This window comes from Microbulbifer maximicatervae (SeqCode) (genome assembly GCF_052467385.1).
Genome location: NZ_CP174311.1, coordinates 3,283,278 through 3,307,337, shown reverse-complemented (window position 1 = coordinate 3,307,337; position 24,060 = coordinate 3,283,278). Strand labels below are relative to the sequence as shown.

The window sequence follows — 24,060 nt, the reverse complement described above, 5'->3', positions numbered from 1 at the left end:
TTTTCAAATGATGCCGTACTTGGCGAGCTTGGCTATCTCAGCCCCGGAATAGCCAAGCTCAGCCAGGATATCCTTGGTGTCTTCTCCCAGGGTAGGTGCCCGCTTGAAATTAACCATCTCTCCATCACAGCGAATTGACGGTGCCAGTATTTTAATATCCTTGCCGTGATCACCGGGTATTGTTTGGATGCGGTCGGTATCGGAAACAAAGGGGTTTGTTAGCGCCTGCTCAACGTCATATACCGGTGCGGCTGGCACCTGGCCAGCTAAAATTTTTAGCCACTCTACGGTATCTTTTTTTGACAGTATCTCATCCAGTATTTCGGTTAACTCCGATTGGTTTTTCCTGCGCTCCCTGAAATTTACAAACTTGGGTGCGTCAGCTAATTCCGGATGTTCAATACATTGACACAGGGATTTCCAGAACTTTTCCTTATTGCACATCAGGTAAATCCAGTCGTCCTTTGTCTTATAAAGTTGACAAGGGCTTAGGGAAAAGTGTGCTGATCGCGGCACCCGCTTTTGGTTGTGCCCCGCATTTAACTGCCACATGGCCACATAACTTAAATTATATAAAGCGTTATCAAAAAGGCTGACATCGATATCTCGCCCCTTGCCAGTTTCCCTGGCATTAAGTACACCAGAAACAACGGCCAACGCGAGAGCTACCCCGGTGGATAAATCCACCAGGGACAGGCCGCACCGGGCAGGTGGACTGTCAGGTTCACCAGTTAGCTTGAAATAGCCTGCCTCTGCCTGCACGGGGTAATCATATCCCGGCCACTTGGCCCTATCGCCACTGCGGCCGTAGGCAGTCAGGTGGGCGCAAACGATCTTGGGGTTCAGCTTTCCCAGTGTTTTGTAAGTAATACCCAGCTTGCCCGGTACGTCTCCCCGTAGATTGTCGGTCAGTGCATCTGCACTAAGAATTAATTTGTGCAAGATTTCCTGCCCTTGGGGAGAGGACAGGTTGAGGGATAAACTGCGTTTGTTGTGATTGAAAGCCTGGAAAAAAAGGCTGCTATTATCCCCAGGTTCATTTTCCAAGAAGTAAGGGCCTACGGTACGGCCTACATCCCCCCCGTGGGAGATATCTTCGACCTTGATGATTTCCGCTCCAAGATTTGCCAGATACAAGGTACCAAAAGGGCCGGCACCATATTGTTCTACTGCGACAATCCGCAAGCCTGCGAGAGGTAACATGTCGGAATATTCCACTAAATATAGATACGCCGTATCCCTCAGCATAGAACAAGAGTTGTAAATTCGGCGGGATTGGCTGGTAGATATTGGGGATAACTGGTCACTCGTATTTTGGTGACCTGTCTGACAGGCGGGGCTCACTGAAGGTGAGTGTCGCGATTTAATACAGAGTTGCTAGTCTTTTGGTGAGCTACTGGATTGTTCAGAATCCGGGTGCGGAGAAGGGCACCGGAAACGGATATCCGGCTATGTGTCAAATTGTTGAGAGGGTGCCGCCAGATGGGTAGTGCGACTAAGAGAAGCAAGTATTTTCGCAGCGTCCTGTTTGTCCCTGCGACCCGGCCGGATCGCTATGAAAAAGCAATGGCCAGCGGAGCTGATATTGCCTGTGTGGATTTGGAAAATGCCGTTTCCCTGAAAGATAAAGATACTGCAAGGGAGCAGGTGGTCAATTTCTTTACAGGAAAGGATATTGTTCCCACTCAGCGCGCGTTGAGAATCAACCAGCTCGACAGCGATTGCGGCATCAAGGATATGTTGATGCTGCTAGATCTGCCGCAACTGCCAGATGTTGTGATTCTTCCCAAGGTTCAATCAGCAGAAGAAGTGATTGGTTTTTGCCAGGTTATGGCCCCCTCCCATAAAACGATTCGAATAATAGCCCTGATTGAATCCCCAAAAGGTTTGGAGAATGCGTTGAGTATTGCCCAGGTAGAGGAGGTGGTTTGCCTGGCCTTTGGCGCGGCTGATTACAGTGCAACAGTGGGGTCAGATATGAGCTGGGATGCTCTTTTATATGGCAGGGGGCGGCTGGTTCAGGCTGCCGCATTTGCAGGCATTGATGCTGTAGATGGCCCCTATTTGGAGCTGGATGATGAAAGAAGCCTAATTGAGGAAACACAGAGGGTCTCCGCCCTGGGGTTTTCTGGAAAAATAGCCATCCATCCAAAGCAAATTAAACCGATTCACCAAGGGTTGGCACCATCTAGTGAGGCGCTCTCTCATGCTCAGCGAGTACTGAAAGCTTATAAAGAAAATCATGGTGGAGTTCTTGTAGTTGATGGACAGATGGTGGATATGCCCGTGGTTGAGCGGGCACTGAAAACTGTGGCGGCCTCGAAGGGATTGTGACCGTACTGTAGCAGAGCCAAACTCACCGGAGCCTTTCGGTAAGGCAAGAGGTTTCTATGCCCCGCTATCATTTTCCTGCGTATATAAAAACCGGTAAAAATCGCTATCGAGAGCGTTACGGTCTCGATTTTGAAGACTTTAAGGTAGGTCAGGTTTTTCACCATAGGCCCGGCGTTACCATTAGTCAGCACGATAATAAGGAAGAGTGCATCAAGACCTTAAATCAAGCCATGCTGCATTTTGATGAGTGTTACACCGCCCAAACTGAATTCGGTAAGCCGTTAATCGATACTACTTTAGCGATTCAACAGCTAATGGGCTTGATCTGGAAGACCTACAATCGACGGAAAAAAATTGTTGGTTGGAGAAAAATTTCCATGGTGGCACCAGCTTATGGCGGTGATACCCTGTATTCTGAGAGTAAGGTTCTCGATGTCCAGGCAGGTAGTGAGTATGACGACGCGGGGCTGGTAGAAATTGTTATATATGGAAAGAATCAAGACAAGAAGACTATTTGCGAAATGCAGTGTGATATGTTGATTTTCAAGCGCAATCACCTGCCTTTCTCTGCGAACGGCTACTAAATTTTCATTTTCCATATTTAGGTGACCTCAATGAAAGAGTCATTTAATTTTTTGCGGGAAGTAGAAGATAACGTTTATATAGAAACGGTCGGAATAGACTTTGAAGATTTTGAAGTGGGGCAAGTATTCGAGCATCGTCCAGGCCGAACCTTTACGGAAGCTAGCTGTGTCGACTATGCACTTCGCTCATTCGATCTCAGCCCATTTATCACTGATAAGGTTTATGCGCGTCGAGTTTATGGTGATAGGCAGCGAGTATTGGAGACATTTGTTTTAAGTGCAATGGCGCATACAACTAGAACGTTTGGAAAGGTTGTGGCCAACTTGGAGATGAGTGACTGTGAGTTGCAGCCAGTTTACGTAGGAGATACTTTATACTTCGAATCTGAGATACTTTCCAAAAGGGAGTCAAAATCAAGGCCCCAACAGGGGCTGCTCAGCATATATTCCCGCGCTCAAAATCAACATGGTGAATGGGTTTGTGCCTACAAGCGAACGTTACTTGTTTATCGTAAGAACTTTGGTCCCTATAAGGCTGCTGGATACTGATTTCGTTACCTAGCCAATGGCTTCTTTTTCCTACTCTGGATTGTCGAGAGTGGTATAGCGCAAGTAGTGAAATTCAAGAGGTCCTCCAGTATAGCGATGGATCGAAAAGAGCATTCTAATATCTCCCTGCTTTAACTATTTTAAATGTAGCCTGTACCGTCTCCGCCTGTTGCTAATACCTCGGGGGGATGGTTACATCCATTGTAAAATGTGTGTAACTGGTTTGACTTATACAGATTTGCATATATCGTAAAAACGAGGAGAATGTTGATATATTGTGCGGCTGCAAGGTGTCTTTAGGGGTACCTTTGTACAGTGTGACAAATAGCTTCTTTGTATACCCTTAAAGATAAATATCTTAATTCAGTAGGTAGTAATAGAACGCTGGTAGAAACAGACATAGGGAATTACGCAGTTACTCAGAGATACTGTGAATGTCAGTTGACACATTTGTCATGACTAGTGATGGGTGCTTACCGTCTGTAGATAGTGAAAGTAAGAAAGCCACGTGTGAGATTTTCAAATTGATAAAAAAGCACAGGGTAGCTTACACTGATATTTATTCAAATGAAGATGAATTAGATAAATATGCATATGAAGTACTACAGATTAGAAGTTCCTGTTAAGCAGAATACACCTGGTAAGTGCTAAGGCTATCATGTTTTCTGGTGGTCAGCGCTTCGAGCCTCCTCATGAGTGATTGGCATTAAGCGACTATGGTAGATAGATCGACATTGTTGAAAGAGCTTAGAATTTCCTGTGATCCAGATTTTGGCATGTGTTTATAGCTTTTCAGTTGGGATCATCTCGATTATATCGAGGATATTTTAGCTGAGCACTTCGATATTGAGTACGAGTTCAAAATACAAGATTCGGAGAATCTCTAGGTACACGCTCTTATTTGGCAATAGTGTTGAAGAGACTGTCCTGGAAAATGCCTTATTGGCTATAAATCGCTATCATGCGTATTCCCGGCAGCTTTACGTCACGATGTAGGGTGTTACTTGGCAAGTTGATGCCGTATTTTTCGACCACATGAGTCTGTATTGGACAATCCGGTAGCGCTGGCTTGTCTGAGATGTGGATGTTAATTTTTTTACAAGATGGAGTGAGTTTTGGGTAATCGGGATTTGATATTCATTAGGCAGGCAATGCTGATACCTGTGTTTGCACTGTATAATATTTTCTTGGGGTTGTTTTTGCCTGGCTATAGTATTGTGACTCAGCATATTAGTGAGCTAGCTCTGGAGTCACCTTTCTTTTCATATTCACATAGGCTTACAGATATATTGATTGGTCTTTCTATGTGTATATTTTCACTGCCTTGTTTGTCTCTCGCAAAGGCTAAATTTACTTTTTTAACGATGTTTGCATTTGGTGTGACATGGATTTTTGCGGGGCTCTTTATTGTGAATAGTCCATTACATGATGTATATGGGCTAACAAGCATTTTAATGGTTGTTCCTGTTATATTTGCTTTAGAGATGCGCAATTATTATATCTCAAAGAAATTCCAAGATTTATGTGTACTTGTAACCTTGATTCACGTTGTTTTCTTTTGGTTCTTTAGTTACGGATATATGCCTGTTGAATACAAAGGAGTTACACAAAGGATTTGGGTGGCAGTTACTTTGATATGGTATGGCCTGGCAGCTTATCAGCTTTCATCGTCGGCCAAAAAGAAGGTGCATGGACAAGTTGCGTCACATTCTATGCCTGTTACGTAATGCGTTAAGGTATCAAATCAGGTGAATCAAGAATCGTAGGAATTTACTCAAAAAGTAATATACTTGTGGGAGACAGAAAGAGTGTCAATTTAAAAAAATTTCAATATAACAAAGCAGGGAAAATAGTTTAAAAAATTTAGAGAGAGAAAAATTTGGATATCCAGATACGCAAAGAGAGTAAAAGAGATATTGAGTCAATCCACAGAGTCACTACCTTGGCTTTTCGGGATGCTCCGTATACTGATCACTCTGAGCAGTTTATCGTGAAGGCCCTTCGCCAGGCTGATGCATTATTTATATCAAAGGTGGCTGAAGTGGATGAAGAAATTATAGGACACATTGCCATTTCTCCAGTTGTTATTTCTGATGGCTCAGCCAACTGGTTCGGGCTCGGGCCGATTTCAGTACTACCTGAGTATCAAGGAAGAGGAGTTGGCTCAAAGCTTGTTCGGAGCGCCCTGGTTGGCCTCAAAGAACAAGGTGCGGCAGGCTGCGTTGTACTGGGGGAGCCTGCTTATTACGGGCGTTTTGGCTTCAAAGTTATCGAAGGGCTGATTTTACCCGATGTACCCGTAGAGTACTTTCAGGCACTATCGTTTGATGACGATTTTCCAAGTGGAGAGGTTGTATATCACAAAGCATTCTCGGCACGAGCTTAACTGTCAGCTGCACTGCGATGGACCTTCCACCATTTTACAGATAGAAAAGGGCGGATGAGTAAAATTGTATGTTCTATAGGCATGACAATGAATATACGAGCAAATGCGTATCCAGCTTTTGAGAGACGCTAAATTTATTCAGGTGGGGGCGTGGTTGTGGATATGCGTCAGAATAGGAAAGTTATCTCTACCGAAATTAATAAGCTGGTAGAATTTATATTAAGTGATACGTGAGTCGGTCCATGAGTATAGAAATTAGACATAGTAGAAAAGAAGATATTCCTGAAATTAAAGATATATATGCTCAGTCTTCCTGCTATGCGGGAACACTTCAAGTCCCATACCCTTCAATAGATAAATGGGAAAAGTTTCTGGGAAATATCCCCGATAACTTTTATAGCATTGTAGCTGTCCTGGATGGGATGATCGTCGGCCAAATTGGAATGGAGGTGTTCTCGAATCCAAGGCGAAAGCATGTCTCAAATATAGGTATGGCAGTAAGTGAAGAGCATCAAAAGAGTGGGATTGGCTCAAAGCTTTTGGAGGCGATGCTCAACCTATCTATTAACTGGCTTGCCGTTCGCCGTATAGAGTTGGAGGTTTATACTGATAATGAACAGGCTATAGGTCTATATAAGAAGTATGGATTTGAGGTCGAAGGCACTGCAAGAAATTATGCATTTAGAAATGGTGAGTATGCGGATGTCTATTTAATGGCTAAGGTGATTTAGCTCAATATAACTGCTGATACGTATGCTCTCTGGTATCAGTTACATATAGCGTATTTCTTTATTTTGGTTTATGAACATGGAGTTTTGCTCAAGGATGTCTGAAATTAATATTCGCTCTGCGAATGAGCGGGATCTAGCTAGGTGCTTTGAGATTGAATCTGTATCTTATGCTGGTAACGAGGCAGCAACAAAAGAAAAGATTTTAAAGCGAATTTTGACTTACCCCGAAGGTTTCCTTGTTATAGAGAATAATAAGGAAGTTATAGGTTTTATTAATTCAGGAGCAACTCACGACGTAGAATTATCTAACGAAGAGTTTAAAGAGCTGGTGGGGCATGATTCGAATGGAGAAAATGTTGTTATTATGTCCCTGGTGGTTCACCCCAAATATCAAGGTAAGGGTATGGCAAATAAGCTATTGAACAGCTTTATTAGCTCAATGAGTGAGCTAGGGAAAAAGAGAATTTATCTGATATGTCAGGATGAACTTGTTGGTATGTATTCTAAATATGGATTTATTCATCAAGGTAAATCTGATTCTACTCATGGTGGCTTGAGTTGGCATGAGATGTCTCTTACGCTCTAAAGTAAATAAATTTAACATCACTGTGGTTTCTTATTTTCTTTCTGGGATCGTTGTGAATTCAGGCCATATCTATTGGAATGAATTGCTTGCAAATAGAATCTGCGCCAAAAACTGAAAAAGTTGGCACTGTTTTGCCAGTGCCGCTAAAACTTCAGGGGATCGGTAACTTAAATATATCTGAAGTACTATTACATAGCACTTTGATTTAATTCCATTCCCATATTGTGGGAGGTGGTGAATAGATGGCGACGTCTGACAACAGCTTCAGAAAGCATCTCTAACGCCTGATAAGTATCCTTCCAGCCGATACAAGCATCAGTAACCGATTGCCCGTAGTTCATTTTGTCCCAGGGGCCAATTTTTTGGCTTCCTTCTTCGAGGAAGCTCTCAATCATTACTGCTGAGATATTTCTTTGCCCTGTACTGATTTGATTGCAGAGAGATTCCGCAACAATCATTTGATTACTGTGTATTTTCTGGCTGTTGCCGTGGCTGCAATCAACCATAATGCCGGTGGGGAGCGATGCATAGTCAAGCTGAGATATCGCCTGTTCTATGTCCTCAGTATGGTAATTGGGCCTTATTCCTCCACGAAGAATTAAGTGGCAGTTAGGGTTGCCTGTAGACTGAACAGCTTCAAGTTTTCCATTGTGGATTGTGGTACAGAATATCTGTTGAGATTGAGCCGCCTGAATCGCATCCATTGCAACTTTGACATTTCCGTCAGTACTATTTTTAAATCCGATAGGGCAGGGAAGTGCAGAGGCTAATTCCCGGTGTGTTTGTGATTCCGTGGTACGAGCGCCGATAGCTCCCCAGGAAATCAAGTCTGCTATGTAGAGTGCATTCAGAGGGCACAGGAATTCAGTGGCAGTACCTAGTCCCAGTGCATTGATGTTGAGTAATAACTCCCTGGCTTTGGTAAGCCCGGTATGCATATCGGCGCTGCCATCCAAATGAGGATCATAAATAAAACCTTTCCAGCCTACAGTAGTACGCGGTTTCTCAAAATATGTACGCATGACAAGACAAAGACTGCTTTCAAACTGGTTTTGAATTTCGGACAGTTTTTGCGCATAGTCTAGCGCAGCTTCAGGGTCGTGAATTGAGCATGGACCGATCACAACCAGTAGGCGGTCATCTTCACCGCTTAGTATTCTGGCAACCTGGTGGCGAGTTCGCTCGATCGCTAAAGCGGTATCAGACGGGCAGGGCATTTTTTGGATCAGCTCGTCATTACCCGGGAGTTTCATATGAGTCCGTGCGCTCAGAATAGCTGGAACGTCAGACATAAAATTGTCCTTCTCTTCTTAACGGAAGTGCTGTCGGTATAGTCGTTGGTGATTAATATTCAACGATACTTAATATGCCGCCTTGATGGGGTTGATAGGTGGCTGTATAGGTGCTTCCACTGAGAACTCTGGGGGAGAGGTCCTGCAAAATTCTTAGTTCTAACTTTTGTTGCTGGGGCGATAGTGCAGTAATTTCAGCATCCAGAAAGTCAAAGTACTTTCCGACTTTTGGGTATAGCGCCTTGAAAAGGCTTTCTTTCACTGAGAAAGCTATTATTAGCCACTGTTCCAGAGGAAAATCGCTCTCTGATAGTAGTCTTACTTCTGAGTTGCTGACTATATTGTGTTTGATTTCTTCGGCAGTTTTATCTGAAATAATTGTTTCATAATCAATTCCAAGCCCTTTAGACGTAGTGCTGGCTGCACAGATTGCTCGGTTGCCAGCATGGGTAATAGAAGCTTGCACACCCTTTGGCCATACCGGGCAGCGGTTTTTTCCTACAGGGATTTCCTCTACGGGCATACCCAGCTTGCTGAGGGCAAAGTGAGCACAGGCCCGCCCAGCAAGAAATTCGGCCTGTCGGGATGGGACTGCGTTGTTTAATACATCTGAAAAAGGAATATTAAGCAGTTCAAAAAATGAGTCACAATAGTTTCTTACGCTAAAAGTGGTTTCTATCAGGCAACCAGTAAAGTGATTGGACTCGATATTTTGAAACCCACCTAAAAACGCAGATATTGAGTTGTAACTATCATTAAAGGAGTCCTGATTCATGATGTTGTAGCTTCTTCAGTATCTATATTTTTTCGTCTTGGGGGGAGGTACTTGGCGAAAAGGTTCTTCTCTGTGATTTTTTTCATATACAGCACTCTTTAAGCCATTTGATCCTAGAGAGCTAGCGATAACAATACCAACTATTGCAGAGAAAAAATAAAGAGTCCCGGTCATAGAGGCAAGTATTTTATCTAGAATACTAACCCCAAAATTATCAAAGGTATTGCCTGTGAAATATTGGGTAACCCATAGGTTGTTTGTTCGACCATGGTGTCGTATTTGATTCTTATCATCAATGTGAATTAGGCGATAGCTGCCTATCCATTGCTTCTTTACCTCCGAACTCTGCGGCTGGCTGCCAAGCCCAAAAAGAATTGGAGCGGTGAATGAAAATAAATTTGAGTGCATGACAGCTGTAATGACAGTCCCTGTGTTTTTAAGCTTGAGCAATATAGACAGGTCTATCCCCAATATTAATTTTTAAGAAGAAGTAATGATGGGTCACAGGCTACCTCAGTTAGGCGCTAAACGCAAATAAAAATTATTATCATTTGTGGCCTTGGTGAAGTGGCGCCACATTTTCTTCCGAGTCCAGGAATTGGTTGATTTCCGGCTTCTCGTGCTGACTATTTTTTATCCACTATTTCCTGTTTGGGATTGTGAGGCAATGGATTTTCTGCAGAAATTAACTGGCGGGTAGCTCAGGTTGCTACTGGTGGCATCACGTGGCTTTATGAGTAGGTGTTATGGCTAAGATGGCAGGAATTCGCAACTCTGTGGGAGCGCTCCCCTCTAATCCCCATAGCCGATTTATTTTGTAAAAATAGAGCTTCAGTATTTGATTTCTATATTAAATTTCCGTGTGCTGAATATGGTTATTAGACCATTTCCATGGATATTATTAACCCTAATGAGGTTGCCTGTATTTGTAAGGGCTTGCTAACTGATGGCTTGGGGTCGGATATTCTGGTCAATGCAGTGGTATTCTTTAGGTTGGGTATAACCGACCTGATATTTAATGAACGGGAGGACCGCTTATTGATAGGTGTCACAGCCACTTTACTTTGTGAAAGAGCTGGTTCACCACTTTAAGAGTGTGAAAAAGTTGTCAAAGGCCAAAAATTACCATTTCAATCGTTTTATTTTTACACATTTAAAATTTCTATTACGAATGGACTAATTTATTTGGCGTTTCTATTTTAATTTACTCTGGTTTATTGCTCGCTTTCGACAATATGTCTCTTTTTGCTGTGCTTTTGTCTTTATGTGTTTTTTGGGGGAGTGCAAGAAACTATTTTTCTTGAAATATAGCCTCCCAAGTTGTCGCGACATCAACCATTGTAACTATAACTTTACTTTTTAATCTCCTTCGCCTCTCACTTTATCTTATTTCTGGTTTTTCTTTTCACTGAAGCTTGGTAGGGTTGCGCGCGATTCAATCCATATTCCTTGGGGAGGGATGTTGTGAAGTTTAAAAGCAGTTCGGTAGTTATTGCATGTGGTGTGATCTTGAGCGCTTGTGGGGGCGGCTCATCTGGAGGAGGAGATGATAGTGGCGGAGGTCCCTCGATCTCAGAAGCGGCGACTCCCTACCTATATTTCAACTCAGCAAAAGTGTTCACTTTTGAATGGTCGGATGTTGAAGGGGCTACCTATTATCAACTTCTTGAGAACAAAGATGGGCAATCTGGCTATGAAGTAGTTAGCGATAAAATTTCTGCAGGTTCTGAAGTCGTAGAAATTAAGGTGCCTCTATTTGAGCGATTGAATGCTCGCTATATATTGCAAAGCTGTGATGATACAACTTGCCTGGATTCAAATGAAATATCGATTGATGAGGAAGTTGTCGATAGTATTGGTTATTTCAAGGCTGATAATGCCGAAGCCGGTGACCAGTTTGGTTGGTCCGTTGCGATTAGTGATGACGGCTCTACCATAGCTGTTGGTGCGACTGGCGAAGATAGTAATGAGTTAAATGAATTTAATAATGCAGCTAGCGGGTCAGGGGCTGTATATATTTTTGATTATGGTGAAGATGGTTGGGTTTACCGAGCTGTTTTAAAAGCTTTAGAGGTTGAAAGTGGAGCTGCATTTGGATCTGCAGTGAGTCTCAGTGGCGACGGAAATACGTTGGCTGTTGGTGCCTACAAAGAAAATGGTGAGGATGATAACTTTTCGGCTGGCGCAGTTCATATATTCACCCGTGAGGATTTAGAGTGGACTCACAGCGCTAAACTAAGAGCAGATAATCATGGTTACTATGATTTTTTTGGGCGGGCGTTGAGTTTAAGCGGTAATGGAACAACCTTGGCAGTTGCAGCCCCATCTGAAGATAGCAGTGCTACCGGTGTCAATAGTGGCCCTGATAATGACGAAGCTTTGGATTCTGGTGCAGTATATATCTTCCAGTATTCTGGGGTTGAGTGGGGTCAAGAAGCTTATTTGAAGGCAAGTGATAGTAATTCAAATATGGACTTCGGTTCATCCCTTAGCTGGAGTGATGATGGTTCCATTCTGGCGGTTGGTGCTATTGGTGGGCATGGTGGCAGGGGGGCAACTTATATCTTCTCCAATAATGGAGGCTGGGCTCAGCAACAGATACTTACTGCAGATAGCGCAAGAGTGGGCGATCGTTTTGGTTGGGATGTTAGTTTTAGTAGCGACGGCAGCCTGCTCGCTGTGGGCGCCCCACTTCAGGCAGGTGCTTCAGAGGACCCTGATGATCGCGATGGCTTCAATAATGGCGCTGTCTATCTATTTTCATACGAAGAAGATTCTTGGTACCAAAGTGCCTACCTTAAAGCGAGTAACACCGATGAAGATGATGCTTTTGGTACGTCTATTAGTCTGAACAATGATGGCTCACTACTTGCGGTAGGTGCTCAGGAGAGTAGTGCTGGTATAGGTTTCTATGCTGATAGCAATGACAACTCGGCATCTAGGGCGGGCGCGGCCTATATGTATTCGATGGTTGATGGGCAGTGGATTGAGAGCACTTACCTGAAAGCTAATAACACCGATGAGCGTGACTACTTTGGAACTTCAATCGCTTTAAGTGGCGATGGTGATACCCTGGTAGTGGGTGCCCCAGAAGAGCAGGGCTCGGATACTGGGATTATGGCTGATCCAGATTTAAATGATGCGGATGCTGCGGGAGCTATTTATGTCTACTAGTTAGACGATACCTTTCTTGATCTATAAGAATACTTCTATATCAGTTGGACTCATGTTCGTGGGTCCAACTATACCTCATCTGTTCTTCGATGCTTTTAGCTCTATGGATTATGGCAATGGCATCAGTCAGAGTTACAGCTTAGGTTTGGATTACCGGCTGGAAACTGTGAGTACCTAAAGGATCGGGAATTTATCTTCGACAAGCTAAACTGGCTTATGAATGAGGGCTTTGCCCAGGGAGAAAACAGCTATTACTACGATTCGGTGGGCAATCGCACCCAGCAGGATGCGACCAGCACGAATATTATGAGAGCAGTATTGTTTATAGTTATGAAGCCAGCACCAATCGCTTTAAGGCCTATAACGAAAGCAGCGTATTTAAAGGCGCCTAATACTATATTGCGTTTAGCCAGCGAGTGTGCACAGATAAAGGGTGGTGAGGTTGAGTATTATTGTAGCTACTAATGGAATTATGATCCGAATTTTGGGTGGTTTATCCAGAGTGATTCGATTGGGTTGGATGATGGGCCGAATGCCTATGCATATGTAGCTAGCAATCCAGTAGCGTGCTTTGGTTCAGGTGGCTTGAGCAGGAGGGGGAGTCTCGGCGTCGACTACAAATTCTCTACAGAGGGTAATCAATGCACTGGTGCGCAGTCATATTCAAAAAATACAAGCTTATAACCTATTTTATCGTTATGGTGTACATGCTCCCTACTCAAATGTAGGAGTTTAGCAGTTACAAGTGACACTGTTTCGATGTTAGATAGGTCAATGCTATTTAGGGTTGACTAAGCAAGGGCGTATACCATTGCAAAACCACCACAGTATCTCTGACCAAAATGAAACAGCCATCAGTAAAACCCGCTCACTTTGGTGCCTGGTGTAAATTAAAGAGCAAGTCTTTACAAGCAATTTATGTTAGGGAATCACTCTGGTCCAAACTCTAGTATTTACAGCAGGGGTGTAAATAGAATGCTAACCAGTGCTGGTTAGGGGTAGTAGGTTACTCTTTAGGGCGTACATCAAGCGTTGCAAGCAATTCAATAAGGTATTACTTATGGTATTGTAAGGCCACATAACACTAGGTAGGTTTTTATTCCATGAGAAAATTTTTTGAGCTAATGCCTGATGCGGGCTTAAAAGGTTATTCATATGTTGATAATTATTATTTAGGGGGTTTTGACCGACTATCTATTATTCAGGCTAAACGTTGTAATCAAGATGAGCTTTCCAGGGTGAAGATTTGTATTGAGGATACGAATCTTCAGCTTGCTGATTTTATGGGAGGTGTGATTGGTTGGCCTACTTTGTCAGATAAGTTTTTTAATTTGATTAAAGATATAATCTTTTCTGATGTGCAAGTTTTAGATCTTCCTCTTTTTTCACAGGCTACAGGTGGAGAGATAAAAGGGTATCGCTTATTAAATATCTTAAGCTTAGTAGGTTGTGTAGATAAAAGCAGATCCCTGGTGACTCCAGGGATTAGAGGTGAGGACATCATTACCGAACTATACATTCATTCTAACCTTGTTCCGGATGATGTGAATATTTTCCGGATTCCTGATTGCCTCGACGGCATAATTGTTTCTGAAGAGTTCTTGGCAAGAATAAGAGGTAAAGGGTTGAAAGGTGTCGTAATGAGTGAGGTTAGCTAATCAGAATAAAAGTGGATGATATTGAAGTGCAAAATAAATATATGCCTGTTTCCCCATTGATGTAGATACCATTATGGGAAGCAGGCAAATCCCTCTTGAATACTACTTTTTAAGAATCTAATTATAAATTTGGATGTCAGTTTTAATTGGTCGGCACAGTTTTGGTCGGAAAGTTAAAGGGCGTAGTTTAGATGTTTTTGGAGTGTGAGTTCCGGTTTCTATGTTAAAGGAGGTGCGGCCTTAATGTTTTCACGTGTCTTTAAGATTAATTTACTTAAATTTATTTCTCTGTGGTTAGATATGTATTCTCACTTCAATACCGAGTTCCTGGCGATTATTGAAGTTGCTAAAAGATTGTTGTGCTAAACCTGCTGACGCCTCCTCACCTTTAAGGTGGCTTACAAAATTCTGGTTGAGATATCGCCAGTGTTGAGGTGATATGATGAGCCGCTCTTGGTTAGTAGGTATGTTTTTGGCAATAAGACTCGGTAAATGGAAGAAGTCTTTGGGCTTCTCACCTGAAGCCGACGCACGAATACGCTATTGAATCGAATTATAATCAGTCATCACAGGCATTGCCGTTACGATTAGTTTCAACCTAAAAATAACCAGGCAGGAGCGCTAATGTGGGCGATGATTTACTGCTTGATGATTTCAGTCTTACTCTTCACTGTTTCGCAATGTGCATTGAAATGATGAGCTATTTAACTTTTCGGTAACGCTTACTTTCTTCTGTTTTCTCTTCCAGGTAGCTATGTGATTGAGAACTTTATTCTTTATTGTTTTCGAAAAGGCACAGGTAAAGTCCAGTTTAAACGGCTGCTGTTGGTTTTTGGTAATAGTTTCCCAGATCCGAAACATTAAAAAATATAGGCACGAAAATTATCTTATTGGAATTTATTAAGTTTGTTTTAATGTCAAAGCTGCGTAGAATTGGTAGATGTTTTTAGTATTTTGACCGTAATTGAGTGAGCTGATTAAAGCGGCTTTACAGGCTTGAAAGCCTAGAGAGAACCGAGAGTTTTCTAAAAGACCCATCCCCTCAAAGGAGAACGGTAGCGTGACATAAGAGTAAGTAAAAGGCGCTGACCCAAGGTGCTACCAACACCGGGGCCAGCTAACCAAATTGATAACGTGACTATCAAAATGGCTATATGGATAATACGCTAGAAACCCGCTCATCTTCAATAAAGTGGAGTACATTCAGCAGTTTGGGGTCTATTCCCAAGCTCTGGAAGCCTAGCGCCCGCCTTTTCCTCTTCTGTGCCTACCGCCCTCGCGCACCACCCCATATTTCCTCCAAACGTTGAATCACAAGTTCCCCCATCCCGGAAGTGCCCAAACTTTGATTATTGAAGGAAATGAGTATGTTGATTTTAAAGCGACGGACAGGTGAATATCTAAGAATTGGAGCAAATGTCTCAGTCACAGTGCTGGAGGTAAAAGGTAATCAAGTTAAGATAGGTATAAGCGCACCCAAATCACTGCCTATTCATCGTGAAGAAGTCTATGTGAGGATCAAAAAGAAACAGAAAGTGGAGGCTTGAATATGTCGTGAGGGGGACAATTCCGGGGGGCAGGCGATTAAGAAGCTAGACTCCAAACATAAAGTTTTAGCCTTTGGCTGGCAGGCGATATACGCACTCTGGTTCGAGTGTCTCTTTGCTGCCAAAAGGCTCTTTTGAATATCAAAGCTAGTTAGGTGGCGGAAGGGCTAATTGTTTTCTGTCAGGTGAATTTTAGAATTCTCCATTTCTTTTGTATTACAAGTTGAACTTGCAATCCTTGCTAAAAAGCCAGTTTTTATTTATGCCCCTTTGAAGATACATTCCACCTTATATCCATGCAGCGATACTTCCGAGCTTCTTTCGCAATTGCACTCAATAGGGCTTGGGTAATCTCTTCTTTTCGGTTTGTATCGCAATCCCCGATATATAGCTCACTGATAATAGCTAAGGCCGCCGAGCTTTCATTTTCTGGAATAATATTAAAGCTGATATACCCCTCAAGATTGTGGTCTTGTTCTACAACCAGCACTTGATGCTCTTTTCTCTGAAACAACCTATTTTGCAATTCAATTTGGGTAATATGGAAAGAGTCAGTTGAATTATTATACCTGGCTAAGCAGCGCATCATATTGTAAAGATAGAAACAGTCGGTGGGGTGGGCATGGCGAACAAACATATCAGTACCATTTAACCAGTATTTCTTTGAGTTGACGTTTGATAGCTTGGCACATCCTTGTGCCAAGTTATGTCATCCTGAAAGAGGCTAACAATAGGAATTAAATTGATTTGGCTGTTTCTTGGATGAGGGTGAACCCTTCATCTAGCCATCCGGTGATGCCGCCGATCATTTTCTTGACCGGCCTGTTAAGTGTTGCCAGTCTGATAGCTGCTTTTTCTGTCGCATTACAGTGTGGGCCTGCACAATAGACAACAAATAAAGTATCTGAAGGGTATTCGCTCAGCCTGTCTTTATTGATACGGCTGTATGGTAAGGATTCGGCTGTTTGTATATGTCCATTTTTATAAGCCTCTTCACCTCGCACATCTAAAAGCACGAAATCCTTGCGATTTTGGTTGACTGCGTGGTGTACATCCCAGCAGTCTGTTTCAAAAGATAGGAGGTTTTGGAAGTGGTTTAGCGCATCTTGGCTGTTGGCAGCGGGCACTCTACTTACGGCTGAACTCATAAATTACTCCCGGTGATTTCTCGGTGGTTCGTCAGGTTTCCAAGTGGCGATAGTGTCCCTTTTTGGCTCCTCCCGGGCGATCCGCCTCTGAGCCAGATAGCATTAATTTTGCGCCAATCCTGCGTGCAAACTTGTGGGTCGGCTTTGGCTAGTGGGGTGCGGCTTTACTTATTTGAGGATGATGGTGTTTTATCTATTAAATAATGCTTCAAAGGTTGAGGGTTTTATTCCCGGCACTGCTTTCAAAAACTGCTCAACTGAGTATGCTGGGTTGGATTTATTCGTTAACCTAATTTAATTAACTGCTGAGGGTTAGGGGTACCTATGTCGACGTTGGCACAAAAGCCTAATAAGAGCCAGAAAGTGGCTGTTCTCGCCCACCGGCAGGTCTCACTCTTCGAACTCGGTTGCGCTACCGAACTCTTTTGCCTACCCCGACCTGAACTTAGCGAGCTCTACACCGGTGAAATTGTGACTTTCGCTGAGGAAAACCCTCTGGCGACCGGCGGTCTGGCTCTGGCTTGTCGGCGGGTAGAGAGTTTGATGGATTATGATCTGCTGGTGATTCCCTGTTGGTCGACCAATGCACAACCACAAGATGCTTATTTGGAGCGTGTACATAGGGCGGCGGCTGAGTTTGCCGCTGCCGGCCGCCAAATTCTTACTTTTTGCTCCGGTGCTTTTCTGCCTGCGGAACTGGGACTATTTGATGGTCGGCAGGCGACTACCCACTGGTTGTTTGCGGATCGTTTTCGTGAGCGCTTTCCTGCGGTGGAGTATGTGGGAGACGTTCTCTATGTGTGGGAGGATGCACTAGCTTGCGCTGCGGGTAGTAGTGCGGCCATCGATCTGGGCATTGAGTTTTTGCGGCGCAACCATGGTTATGAATTGGCCAATTCGGTGGCTCGGAGGCTGGTGATGGCTCCTCATAGGCAGGGTGGCCAGGCCCAATATGTGGAGATGCCCGTTGCCAAACGGCCAGACCACTTCTCCGCCGCGCTGGATTGGGCGATTGGCAATTTGGATGGTGCTATCAAAATTGATGATATGGCGCAGCGCGCTCATTTATCCCGCCGTAGTTTTGACCGAAAGTTTCGCCAGTCGATGGGAATTGCTCCCAAGGAGTGGCTGATCCAGCAGCGCTTGCGGGCAGCGCAGAAGGCGCTGGAGTCCGGTAAGGAGTCTGTAGACAGAGCAGCCCAACTGGCTGGCTTTGAGAGTAGTGCGACACTGCGTCACCATTTCCGTCGGGCGTTTGGGATTTCGCCCAGTGAATATCAGCGCCAATTCCAAGTTTCCGCCAAAGTGGCGGTTGAGGCTTAACGTTGGCCGCGTGTTGGTACGGCTATGGGGAGTCGGTACCTTTGGTTGATACACCCCCGGGCACTAAAGGGGTATGATTCGGTCTCTATTGCCTGATGACAGTACAGACTACGAAGGAATTATGACGAAACAGCGCGTATTAACCGGTATTACAACAACCGGTACTCCACACCTGGGGAACTATGTGGGTGCAATCCGCCCGGCGATCGCCGCGAGTCAGGATGAAAACAACCAATCGTTCTACTTTCTGGCCGATTACCACGCACTGATTAAGTGCCAGGACCCGGCACAGGTCCATCAGTCCACCCTGGAGATCGCTGCAACCTGGCTGGCCTTGGGCCTGAATACCGACAATGTGGTGTTCTACCGTCAGTCCGACGTCCATGAGATTCCTGAATTAACCTGGCTGCTCACCTGTATGACCGGCAAGGGCCTGATGAACCGTGCCCACGCTTATAAAGCAGCGGTAGATGCCAACCGCGCCGATGGCGAAGATTCCGATTTTGGCGTCACCATGGGGCTGTATAGCTACCCGATCCTGATGGCCGCGGACATCCTGATGTTCAACGCCAATAAGGTGCCGGTGGGTAAAGACCAGGTACAGCATATCGAAATGGCTCGGGATATTGCCCAGCGCTTCAACCACCACTACGGTGAGCACTTCGCTTTACCAGAAGCGGTAGTTGATGACCACGTAGCTGTGTTGCAAGGCCTGGATGGCCGCAAAATGAGTAAGAGTTACGGCAACACTATTCCGCTGTTCCTTCCTGAGAAGAAACTGAAAAAGCACATTAATAAGATCAAAACCAACCTGCTGGAGCCGGGTGAGCCAAAAGATCCGGATACTTCCACTGTATTCCAGGTTTGGCAGGCATTTGCCAGCGAAGAACAGACAGCAGAAATGCGTAAAGCTTTTGAAGAGGGCATTGCCTGGGGTGAGGCCAAGAAGCAGTTGTTTGAGCTGGTGAATGGACAGATTGGTGAAGCTCGCGAGCGCTACAATGAGCTGCTCGCCAACCCGGAACAAATTGAAACGGAGCTGGAAAAGGGGGCTATTAAGGCTCGCGCTTACTCTGCGCCCTTTATCGAGAAGTTGCGTCACGCGGTTGGTATCCGCAAGATAGGTTAGAGCTTTTCCTGAAAAAGCAGGAGGCCATGGAGTATCGGCCTCCTTTTTAATAAAAAATAATAAATGTACAGGGTGCAAACATGGAAAACGTTCAGGCAAATCCTGATGCCGGCAATAGTGCCGATAATAAAAATGGCTGGATTAATCGAGCGCTCAATTTTATTGAGGTTGTCGGTAATAAATTACCCGATCCCGCTGTTCTATTTTTGATCTTGATGGTGGGAATCTGGGTACTCTCCTGGCTTCTCTCCGGTGTTAACTTCGAAGCCTTACACCCCGCTACCGGCGAGGCGATACAGGTAACCAACCTGCTTTCCAGTAGTGAAATGGCCCGCTTCCTATCTGGTATGGTAACTACCTTTACCAGTTTTGCGCCCCTGGGGGTGGTGTTGGTAGCCATGCTGGGGGTCGGTGTGGCTGAGCAGAGTGGCTTTATCAATGCGGTATTGAAAAAGCTGCTGGCGGTAACGCCGCAGATGCTGCTGACACCTATGTTGATTTTGGTGGCTATCGTCAGCCATACAGCCGTAGATGCGGGTTATGTATTGGTAATTCCTCTCGGAGGGGTGATCTTCTATGCGGCAGGGCGCCACCCTTTAGCGGGTATCGCTGCGGCATTTGCCGGAGTTTCAGGGGGCTTCTCTGCCAATTTTGTTCCCTCAGCGATTGATCCCTTACTGCAAGGCTTTACCCAGACAGCCGCACAAATCGCCAACCCGGAAATGCAGGTAAACCCCCTTAATAACTGGTTCTTCACTTCGGCTTCCTGCCTGCTGGTGACCCTGTTGGGGTGGTGGTTGACGGATAAGGTCATCGAGCCCCGCCTCAAGAATGTAGAGGTGGATGGCGATGAAGCGGATATGCCAGTAATGCAGGAGCTGGGCGCCCGCGAGAAAAAAGCCATGTACCTGGCGGTAACTGTGATGGTGGCGGGTATCGTCGGGCTTGTGGCCTGGATGCTGCCGGAAACCTCGGCTTTGCGCGATGCAGAAGGGCAATTAGCCTCCTTTACAGCGCCGATTATGAAGTCGATTGTGCCGCTGATCTTCCTGCTGTTTGTGATTCCCGGTGTGGTATTTGGCTATGCGGCCGGCACCTTCCGCCAGAGTAAGGATGTTATTGATGCGATGTCCAAAACTATGGGCTCCATGGCTTATTACATCGTGATGGCTTTTTTCTGTGCGTTGTTTATCTCTGAGTTTGCCCGCTCCGGTTTGGGCACGCTGCTTTCGGTAGAGGGAGGGAGCTTGCTCGCGGCGATGGAGCTGCCGGGCCCGATCACCCTGATGGGCATTATTGTACTGGTAGCCTTTATCAACTTATTTGTGGGATCTGCCTCTGCCAAGTGGGCGCTGCTGTCCCCCATCTTTGTGCCTATGTTGATGCAGATCGGTTTCTCCCCTGATCTCACCCAGGCCGCTTACCGGGTAGGTGATTCCTCCACCAATATTATTACCCCGCTGATGCCTTACTTCCCCTTGGTGGTTGTGTACTGCCAGCGCTACGTGAAGGGAACGGGTATTGGAACACTTGTATCCATTATGTTGCCGTATTCCATTGTGTTCCTGATTTGCTGGTCACTGTTCCTCGTGGCTTACTGGACACTGGGGATGCCTTTGGGAGTGCAGGCTAGTTATACCTACCCTTAAAAGATAAGGGATTTTTGTCTAGAACTCTCTAAATCAAATCCCGATATATATAGTCCCAATCTAAGTGGTTGCTGTTGAGCAGCCACTTAGTCTTTTTCCTGCCTTAGAATCTGCTTTTACTCATTTCATCAAGTCATTCTGATGGCACGAAAGTGCAGCTTGTAGGCTGCAATACTGTCCTTTAATGCCGTATTTCTTGTCCCTAATCATGTCATCGCTCTTTTTAATAAAAAAATGTTCCAATAATGTTGTAGATGATAACGATTCCTATTAGGATTCGCGCCCAGTTACCTGGGTCACAGTTAGACTGTGATCCATCCAAATTCAGTTGGCGTTGAGGGATCTCCATGAGTACCGCTCGAATTAAAAGTATGCAAAAAGCTTCTCCTGTAATTTCTGGAATCAGCCGCTCTTTATTGGCGCTGGCTATTGCTGCGGGCGGTTCTTCTGTGGCGTTCGCTGCGGACAACACAGATGAGCGTATTGAAGAGGTTAATGTTACGGGACATCTGAACCTTTCCCGTCAGACCTCTGTGGGCAAGCTGGATGTTTCCGTACACGAAACCCCTTTTTCTGTGACTGTACTGGACAATGACTTTTTCAACGATATCGGCTCGAAAACGGTTCAAGATGTTCTGCAATATACGCCAGGGGTGAATGGCGGAACCTACGGCGTTGATGTCCGTGGTGATTGGTCTCTGGTGCGCGGTGTTGATCCTGCGATTTTTATTGATGGCCTTCAGTCTATATTCGGTAGCTACACAAGTGCCCGTGCTAATCTCTACGCCTATGACCGCATAGAAGTTCTCAAAGGTCCTTCCTCTGCACTTTATGGACAGGGTTCTACCGGTGGTATCGTAAACTTAGTATCCAAGCGCCCGCAGAGAGAGTTTGGTGGAGAAGTAGTGGTTCAAGCTGGTAGCTATGACCATCAGGCATTTGCTACGGACGTCACTGGCTCCATGGATAGTGATGGTGAGTGGCTTTACCGAGTTGTAGGTTATAAGCGATCTGCGGATACCCAAGTAGACTATGTCAATAATGACAGCACTTTGCTGATGCCATCTATCTCATGGCGTCCGGGTGAGAACACCGAGATTACTTTCCAGACTACTTACCAGGATGATGAGAGTGGTACCTCTACAGCATTCTTGCCCTGGGGTGGTACCCGTATTGATAACGCCAACGGTGATATCCCAACTGACACTTTCCTCAGTGAGCCAGGTTGGGATAAATATAATACAGAGCAGACCGCTTACAGCATTTGGGCTGATCATCGCTTTAGTGATAACTGGGGTGTAAATGCCAGCATCCGCTATGCCAAAGGTGAAGTAGACTACAACACCATGTATGGCAGCTTCGACTACTCTCGCCTCAACCCTAATATCACTGAGATGCAACGTGTTGCGTTTTCCAGTGAAGCCAGTACAGACATGTTGATTTTTGATTTACGCATGTCTGGTGAGTTAACTACAGGTATTGTCGATCACCAAGTTTCATTCGGCTTGGATAGCCAGGATGCTACTACGGATAATGATTATGGCTACGCTTATGGTGGTGTGATCAATATCTTCGAGCCGGAGTATGGGTATATTCCAGAAGACATAGTGATTGCGAATGGACCGGAGACAGATACCGAGCAGCTGGGTTTTTACTTCCAAGACCATATGACAATTGGAAACCTGATAGTAACTACTGGTGTTCGTAGGGACTCCACCGAGTCGCAAACTGAGGGTTCCCCGGTTACTGTGGATGATGATGCTACCACCATGCGCTTGGGTGTGATGTATGCATTTGATATGGGTATTTCTCCTTACATCAGCTACTCCGAATCCTTTGAGCCTGTAAGCGGTTCAGATCGCCACGGTGACTCCTTCAAGCCAATTGAGGGCGAGCAGGTAGAGGTTGGTGTGAAGTACCAGCCAGAGGGAACCAACTTGCTGGTTACCGCTTCAGCTTACGATATTGTGCAGAAAAACCGCCTTACTACAGACCCGGTTGATATCACTTTTGACACTCAAACCGGTGAAGTTTCAATTGATGGTGTTGAGCTAGAGGTAACTGGTAAATTAGGTAACCTTAGTTTGGTAGCTGGCTACAGCACCACCAACACCGAGATCACCGAGAGTAATGTTGCCGGTGAAGTCGGTATTGCGATTGAGGCCGTTCCAGAGGAGCTAGTGACTATTTGGGGCGACTATGACCTGAGCGCATTGCTTCCGGGGCTGAGTATTGGCATGGGCGCTCGTCATGTTGGCGAGAGCTACACCGGTGTTGAAGATCCCACGGGAACCTTCCCATCGTACAACCCGTCTTACACCTTATATGACGCATCGATCGGATATACCTTGGATAGCTGGCACTTCCAGCTGACAGGAAAAAATTTGTCTGATGAAGTACATACTACAGCTTGCCTGAGTCGCGGTGACTGCTTCTACGGTGAGCGTCGTTATGTAACGGTAGAAGCACATTACATTTTCTAAGTTAGTGTAGACTGGGAGCCTGTCCGCAGGGGGAGTCTGTGGGCGGGCTCCCTTTTTTACGTTTAAGCAACCAGACGAGAGGCGAGTCTCTCGCAGTTATGGTTATGCCAATGTCTTTTTATATGATTGCAGGAGCTTCCAGCGCCTTTGCTCTGGCCGGGATTCTGCTCCTTTATTCCGCCTGGTCCCGCAGAGGGGCAGAGCCCGTGCGCCGTTGGGGTGGTTGGGGAGCCATGGTGTTGTCGGCTTTTGGGTGGAGCTCAATTGTTGGGGTGGAATATGGAATCAGTATTGCCACTTTAATAGTGATGCTCGGAGCCTTTGCTTTATTGGCTCTTAAGGGTGACTGGCCCAGTGGCCCTAGGCCCGTTGAAAAACAGCGCTCGGGAGCACCCGAAACGCAAGCCCTGCTTCCATTGTGGTTGCGGGGCTTCTTGCGTTTTATGGCTGCCTTTCTTTTGCCCGCGGCCAGTGGTTTGATCGCCGGTTTGCTTTTCTTTGGTTTTACCGGGTTTTCTGAAACTGTCCGCTTGGTCGGCGGAGCCTTCCTGTCGGTAATAATCTGGACCCTGGCGATGGTTTGGTGCTGTGCCGATAAAAAGCTTCTGCGCCCTTCGGCTGCCATGTTGGCTTTCTCGGTGGTCAGCGGCTTGTTACTGACCTTTGCGCTTCCCGCTTCGGCAGCATAGATCAACGGACTTGAGTAGGAATT

The 24,060-nt window shown here is 45.3% G+C and carries 23 protein-coding genes; 17 read left to right on the top strand and 6 right to left on the bottom strand.

The window, feature by feature from the left end:
* Nucleotides 1-3 precede the first annotated feature (3 nt).
* Nucleotides 4-1,203 carry a CaiB/BaiF CoA transferase family protein gene (locus tag ACJJIR_RS14010; RefSeq protein ID WP_444905820.1) on the bottom strand — a complete coding sequence of 400 codons (1,200 nt, stop codon included), beginning with the start codon at nt 1,201-1,203 and terminating at the stop codon, nt 4-6.
* Nucleotides 1,204-1,482: 279 nt separating this feature from the next.
* Between ACJJIR_RS14010 and ACJJIR_RS14005 the strand changes: the two genes are divergently transcribed.
* The 7 genes from ACJJIR_RS14005 (at nt 1,483) to ACJJIR_RS13975 (ending at nt 7,170) form a co-directional block, all read left to right on the top strand.
* Nucleotides 1,483-2,334, top strand: coding sequence for an HpcH/HpaI aldolase/citrate lyase family protein (locus ACJJIR_RS14005; RefSeq protein ID WP_444905819.1), 852 nt, complete (start codon nt 1,483-1,485; stop codon nt 2,332-2,334).
* Nucleotides 2,335-2,390: 56 nt separating this feature from the next.
* Entirely contained in the window at nt 2,391-2,918 is a 528-nt protein-coding gene (locus ACJJIR_RS14000) for a MaoC family dehydratase (RefSeq protein WP_444905818.1), read from the top strand.
* Between the two features lie 30 nt (nt 2,919-2,948).
* The gene (locus ACJJIR_RS13995; protein ID WP_444905817.1) at nt 2,949-3,467 is read left to right on the top strand and encodes a MaoC family dehydratase; all 519 of its coding nucleotides are present in this window, start codon (nt 2,949-2,951) and stop codon (nt 3,465-3,467) included.
* A 1,115-nt stretch (nt 3,468-4,582) separates the two neighbouring features.
* Entirely contained in the window at nt 4,583-5,194 is a 612-nt protein-coding gene (locus tag ACJJIR_RS13990) for a DUF998 domain-containing protein (RefSeq protein ID WP_444905816.1), read from the top strand.
* 152 nt (nt 5,195-5,346) lie between these two features.
* The gene (locus ACJJIR_RS13985; protein WP_444905815.1) at nt 5,347-5,853 is read left to right on the top strand and encodes a GNAT family N-acetyltransferase; all 507 of its coding nucleotides are present in this window, start codon (nt 5,347-5,349) and stop codon (nt 5,851-5,853) included.
* Between the two features lie 242 nt (nt 5,854-6,095).
* Nucleotides 6,096-6,584, top strand: a complete 489-nt coding sequence (locus ACJJIR_RS13980) for a GNAT family N-acetyltransferase (RefSeq protein WP_444905814.1) — start codon at nt 6,096-6,098, stop codon at nt 6,582-6,584.
* Between the two features lie 94 nt (nt 6,585-6,678).
* On the top strand, nt 6,679-7,170 hold the full coding sequence (locus ACJJIR_RS13975) for a GNAT family N-acetyltransferase (RefSeq protein WP_444905813.1): 492 nt from the start codon (nt 6,679-6,681) through the stop codon (nt 7,168-7,170).
* Between the two features lie 188 nt (nt 7,171-7,358).
* Here the strand turns inward: ACJJIR_RS13975 and ACJJIR_RS13970 are convergent, their stop codons facing one another.
* Genes ACJJIR_RS13970 through ACJJIR_RS13960 form a run of 3 tightly spaced genes read right to left on the bottom strand, consistent with a single transcriptional unit; the run spans nt 7,359 to nt 9,687 of the window.
* On the bottom strand, nt 7,359-8,462 hold the full coding sequence (locus ACJJIR_RS13970; protein ID WP_444905812.1) for a 3-deoxy-7-phosphoheptulonate synthase: 1,104 nt from the start codon (nt 8,460-8,462) through the stop codon (nt 7,359-7,361).
* Nucleotides 8,463-8,514: 52 nt separating this feature from the next.
* Nucleotides 8,515-9,237, bottom strand: coding sequence for a 4'-phosphopantetheinyl transferase family protein (locus ACJJIR_RS13965; protein ID WP_444905811.1), 723 nt, complete (start codon nt 9,235-9,237; stop codon nt 8,515-8,517).
* A 15-nt stretch (nt 9,238-9,252) separates the two neighbouring features.
* A complete protein-coding gene (locus ACJJIR_RS13960; protein ID WP_444905810.1) occupies nt 9,253-9,687 on the bottom strand; it encodes a hypothetical protein in 435 nt (144 codons plus the stop codon).
* Nucleotides 9,688-10,128: 441 nt separating this feature from the next.
* On the opposite strand from ACJJIR_RS13960, the gene ACJJIR_RS13955 reads away from it, so the two are divergent.
* The 5 genes from ACJJIR_RS13955 (at nt 10,129) to csrA (ending at nt 15,616) form a co-directional block, all read left to right on the top strand.
* On the top strand, nt 10,129-10,329 hold the full coding sequence (locus ACJJIR_RS13955; RefSeq protein WP_444905809.1) for a hypothetical protein: 201 nt from the start codon (nt 10,129-10,131) through the stop codon (nt 10,327-10,329).
* Nucleotides 10,330-10,701: 372 nt separating this feature from the next.
* Nucleotides 10,702-12,411 (top strand): histidine kinase, encoded by a 1,710-nt coding sequence (locus ACJJIR_RS13950; protein ID WP_444905808.1) that lies wholly within the window; start codon nt 10,702-10,704, stop codon nt 12,409-12,411.
* 516 nt (nt 12,412-12,927) lie between these two features.
* Nucleotides 12,928-13,095: a hypothetical protein gene (locus ACJJIR_RS13945; RefSeq protein ID WP_444905807.1), complete on the top strand. Its 168-nt coding sequence runs from the start codon at nt 12,928-12,930 to the stop codon at nt 13,093-13,095.
* 419 nt (nt 13,096-13,514) lie between these two features.
* Nucleotides 13,515-14,069: a hypothetical protein gene (locus ACJJIR_RS13940; protein WP_444905806.1), complete on the top strand. Its 555-nt coding sequence runs from the start codon at nt 13,515-13,517 to the stop codon at nt 14,067-14,069.
* 1,367 nt (nt 14,070-15,436) lie between these two features.
* On the top strand, nt 15,437-15,616 hold the full coding sequence (gene csrA / locus ACJJIR_RS13935; protein WP_444905805.1) for a carbon storage regulator CsrA: 180 nt from the start codon (nt 15,437-15,439) through the stop codon (nt 15,614-15,616).
* Nucleotides 15,617-15,872: 256 nt separating this feature from the next.
* On the opposite strand, the gene ACJJIR_RS13930 is transcribed toward csrA, so the two are convergent.
* Together ACJJIR_RS13930 and ACJJIR_RS13925 are read right to left on the bottom strand one after the other, a co-directional pair.
* On the bottom strand, nt 15,873-16,319 hold the full coding sequence (locus ACJJIR_RS13930; RefSeq protein ID WP_444905804.1) for a GNAT family N-acetyltransferase: 447 nt from the start codon (nt 16,317-16,319) through the stop codon (nt 15,873-15,875).
* Between the two features lie 34 nt (nt 16,320-16,353).
* Entirely contained in the window at nt 16,354-16,764 is a 411-nt protein-coding gene (locus ACJJIR_RS13925) for a rhodanese-like domain-containing protein (protein ID WP_444905803.1), read from the bottom strand.
* A 324-nt stretch (nt 16,765-17,088) separates the two neighbouring features.
* Between ACJJIR_RS13925 and ACJJIR_RS13920 the strand changes: the two genes are divergently transcribed.
* From ACJJIR_RS13920 to ACJJIR_RS13900, 5 genes are all read left to right on the top strand, one after another.
* Entirely contained in the window at nt 17,089-18,087 is a 999-nt protein-coding gene (locus ACJJIR_RS13920) for a helix-turn-helix domain-containing protein (RefSeq protein WP_444905802.1), read from the top strand.
* Between the two features lie 121 nt (nt 18,088-18,208).
* Nucleotides 18,209-19,216 carry a tryptophan--tRNA ligase gene (locus tag ACJJIR_RS13915; RefSeq protein WP_444905801.1) on the top strand — a complete coding sequence of 336 codons (1,008 nt, stop codon included), beginning with the start codon at nt 18,209-18,211 and terminating at the stop codon, nt 19,214-19,216.
* Nucleotides 19,217-19,296: 80 nt separating this feature from the next.
* Nucleotides 19,297-20,865, top strand: a complete 1,569-nt coding sequence (locus ACJJIR_RS13910; RefSeq protein WP_444896666.1) for an AbgT family transporter — start codon at nt 19,297-19,299, stop codon at nt 20,863-20,865.
* A gap of 347 nt (nt 20,866-21,212) precedes the next feature.
* Nucleotides 21,213-23,348 carry a TonB-dependent siderophore receptor gene (locus ACJJIR_RS13905; protein WP_444905800.1) on the top strand — a complete coding sequence of 712 codons (2,136 nt, stop codon included), beginning with the start codon at nt 21,213-21,215 and terminating at the stop codon, nt 23,346-23,348.
* Nucleotides 23,349-23,458: 110 nt separating this feature from the next.
* Complete coding sequence (locus ACJJIR_RS13900; protein ID WP_444905799.1) at nt 23,459-24,037, top strand: hypothetical protein; 579 nt, start codon at nt 23,459-23,461, stop codon at nt 24,035-24,037.
* The last annotated feature ends 23 nt before the right edge of the window (nt 24,038-24,060 follow it).

Coding starts and splice junctions, on each gene's coding strand:
- ACJJIR_RS14010 (WP_444905820.1), bottom strand. CDS start 1,203: ATGTTACCTCTCGCAGGCTTGCGGATTGTCGCAGTAGAACAATATGGT.
- ACJJIR_RS14005 (WP_444905819.1), top strand. CDS start 1,483: ATGGGTAGTGCGACTAAGAGAAGCAAGTATTTTCGCAGCGTCCTGTTT.
- ACJJIR_RS14000 (WP_444905818.1), top strand. CDS start 2,391: ATGCCCCGCTATCATTTTCCTGCGTATATAAAAACCGGTAAAAATCGC.
- ACJJIR_RS13995 (WP_444905817.1), top strand. CDS start 2,949: ATGAAAGAGTCATTTAATTTTTTGCGGGAAGTAGAAGATAACGTTTAT.
- ACJJIR_RS13980 (WP_444905814.1), top strand. CDS start 6,096: ATGAGTATAGAAATTAGACATAGTAGAAAAGAAGATATTCCTGAAATT.
- ACJJIR_RS13975 (WP_444905813.1), top strand. CDS start 6,679: ATGTCTGAAATTAATATTCGCTCTGCGAATGAGCGGGATCTAGCTAGG.
- ACJJIR_RS13970 (WP_444905812.1), bottom strand. CDS start 8,462: ATGTCTGACGTTCCAGCTATTCTGAGCGCACGGACTCATATGAAACTC.
- ACJJIR_RS13965 (WP_444905811.1), bottom strand. CDS start 9,237: ATGAATCAGGACTCCTTTAATGATAGTTACAACTCAATATCTGCGTTT.
- ACJJIR_RS13955 (WP_444905809.1), top strand. CDS start 10,129: ATGGATATTATTAACCCTAATGAGGTTGCCTGTATTTGTAAGGGCTTG.
- ACJJIR_RS13940 (WP_444905806.1), top strand. CDS start 13,515: ATGAGAAAATTTTTTGAGCTAATGCCTGATGCGGGCTTAAAAGGTTAT.
- csrA (WP_444905805.1), top strand. CDS start 15,437: ATGTTGATTTTAAAGCGACGGACAGGTGAATATCTAAGAATTGGAGCA.
- ACJJIR_RS13925 (WP_444905803.1), bottom strand. CDS start 16,764: ATGAGTTCAGCCGTAAGTAGAGTGCCCGCTGCCAACAGCCAAGATGCG.
- ACJJIR_RS13920 (WP_444905802.1), top strand. CDS start 17,089: ATGTCGACGTTGGCACAAAAGCCTAATAAGAGCCAGAAAGTGGCTGTT.
- ACJJIR_RS13915 (WP_444905801.1), top strand. CDS start 18,209: ATGACGAAACAGCGCGTATTAACCGGTATTACAACAACCGGTACTCCA.
- ACJJIR_RS13910 (WP_444896666.1), top strand. CDS start 19,297: ATGGAAAACGTTCAGGCAAATCCTGATGCCGGCAATAGTGCCGATAAT.
- ACJJIR_RS13905 (WP_444905800.1), top strand. CDS start 21,213: ATGAGTACCGCTCGAATTAAAAGTATGCAAAAAGCTTCTCCTGTAATT.
- ACJJIR_RS13900 (WP_444905799.1), top strand. CDS start 23,459: ATGTCTTTTTATATGATTGCAGGAGCTTCCAGCGCCTTTGCTCTGGCC.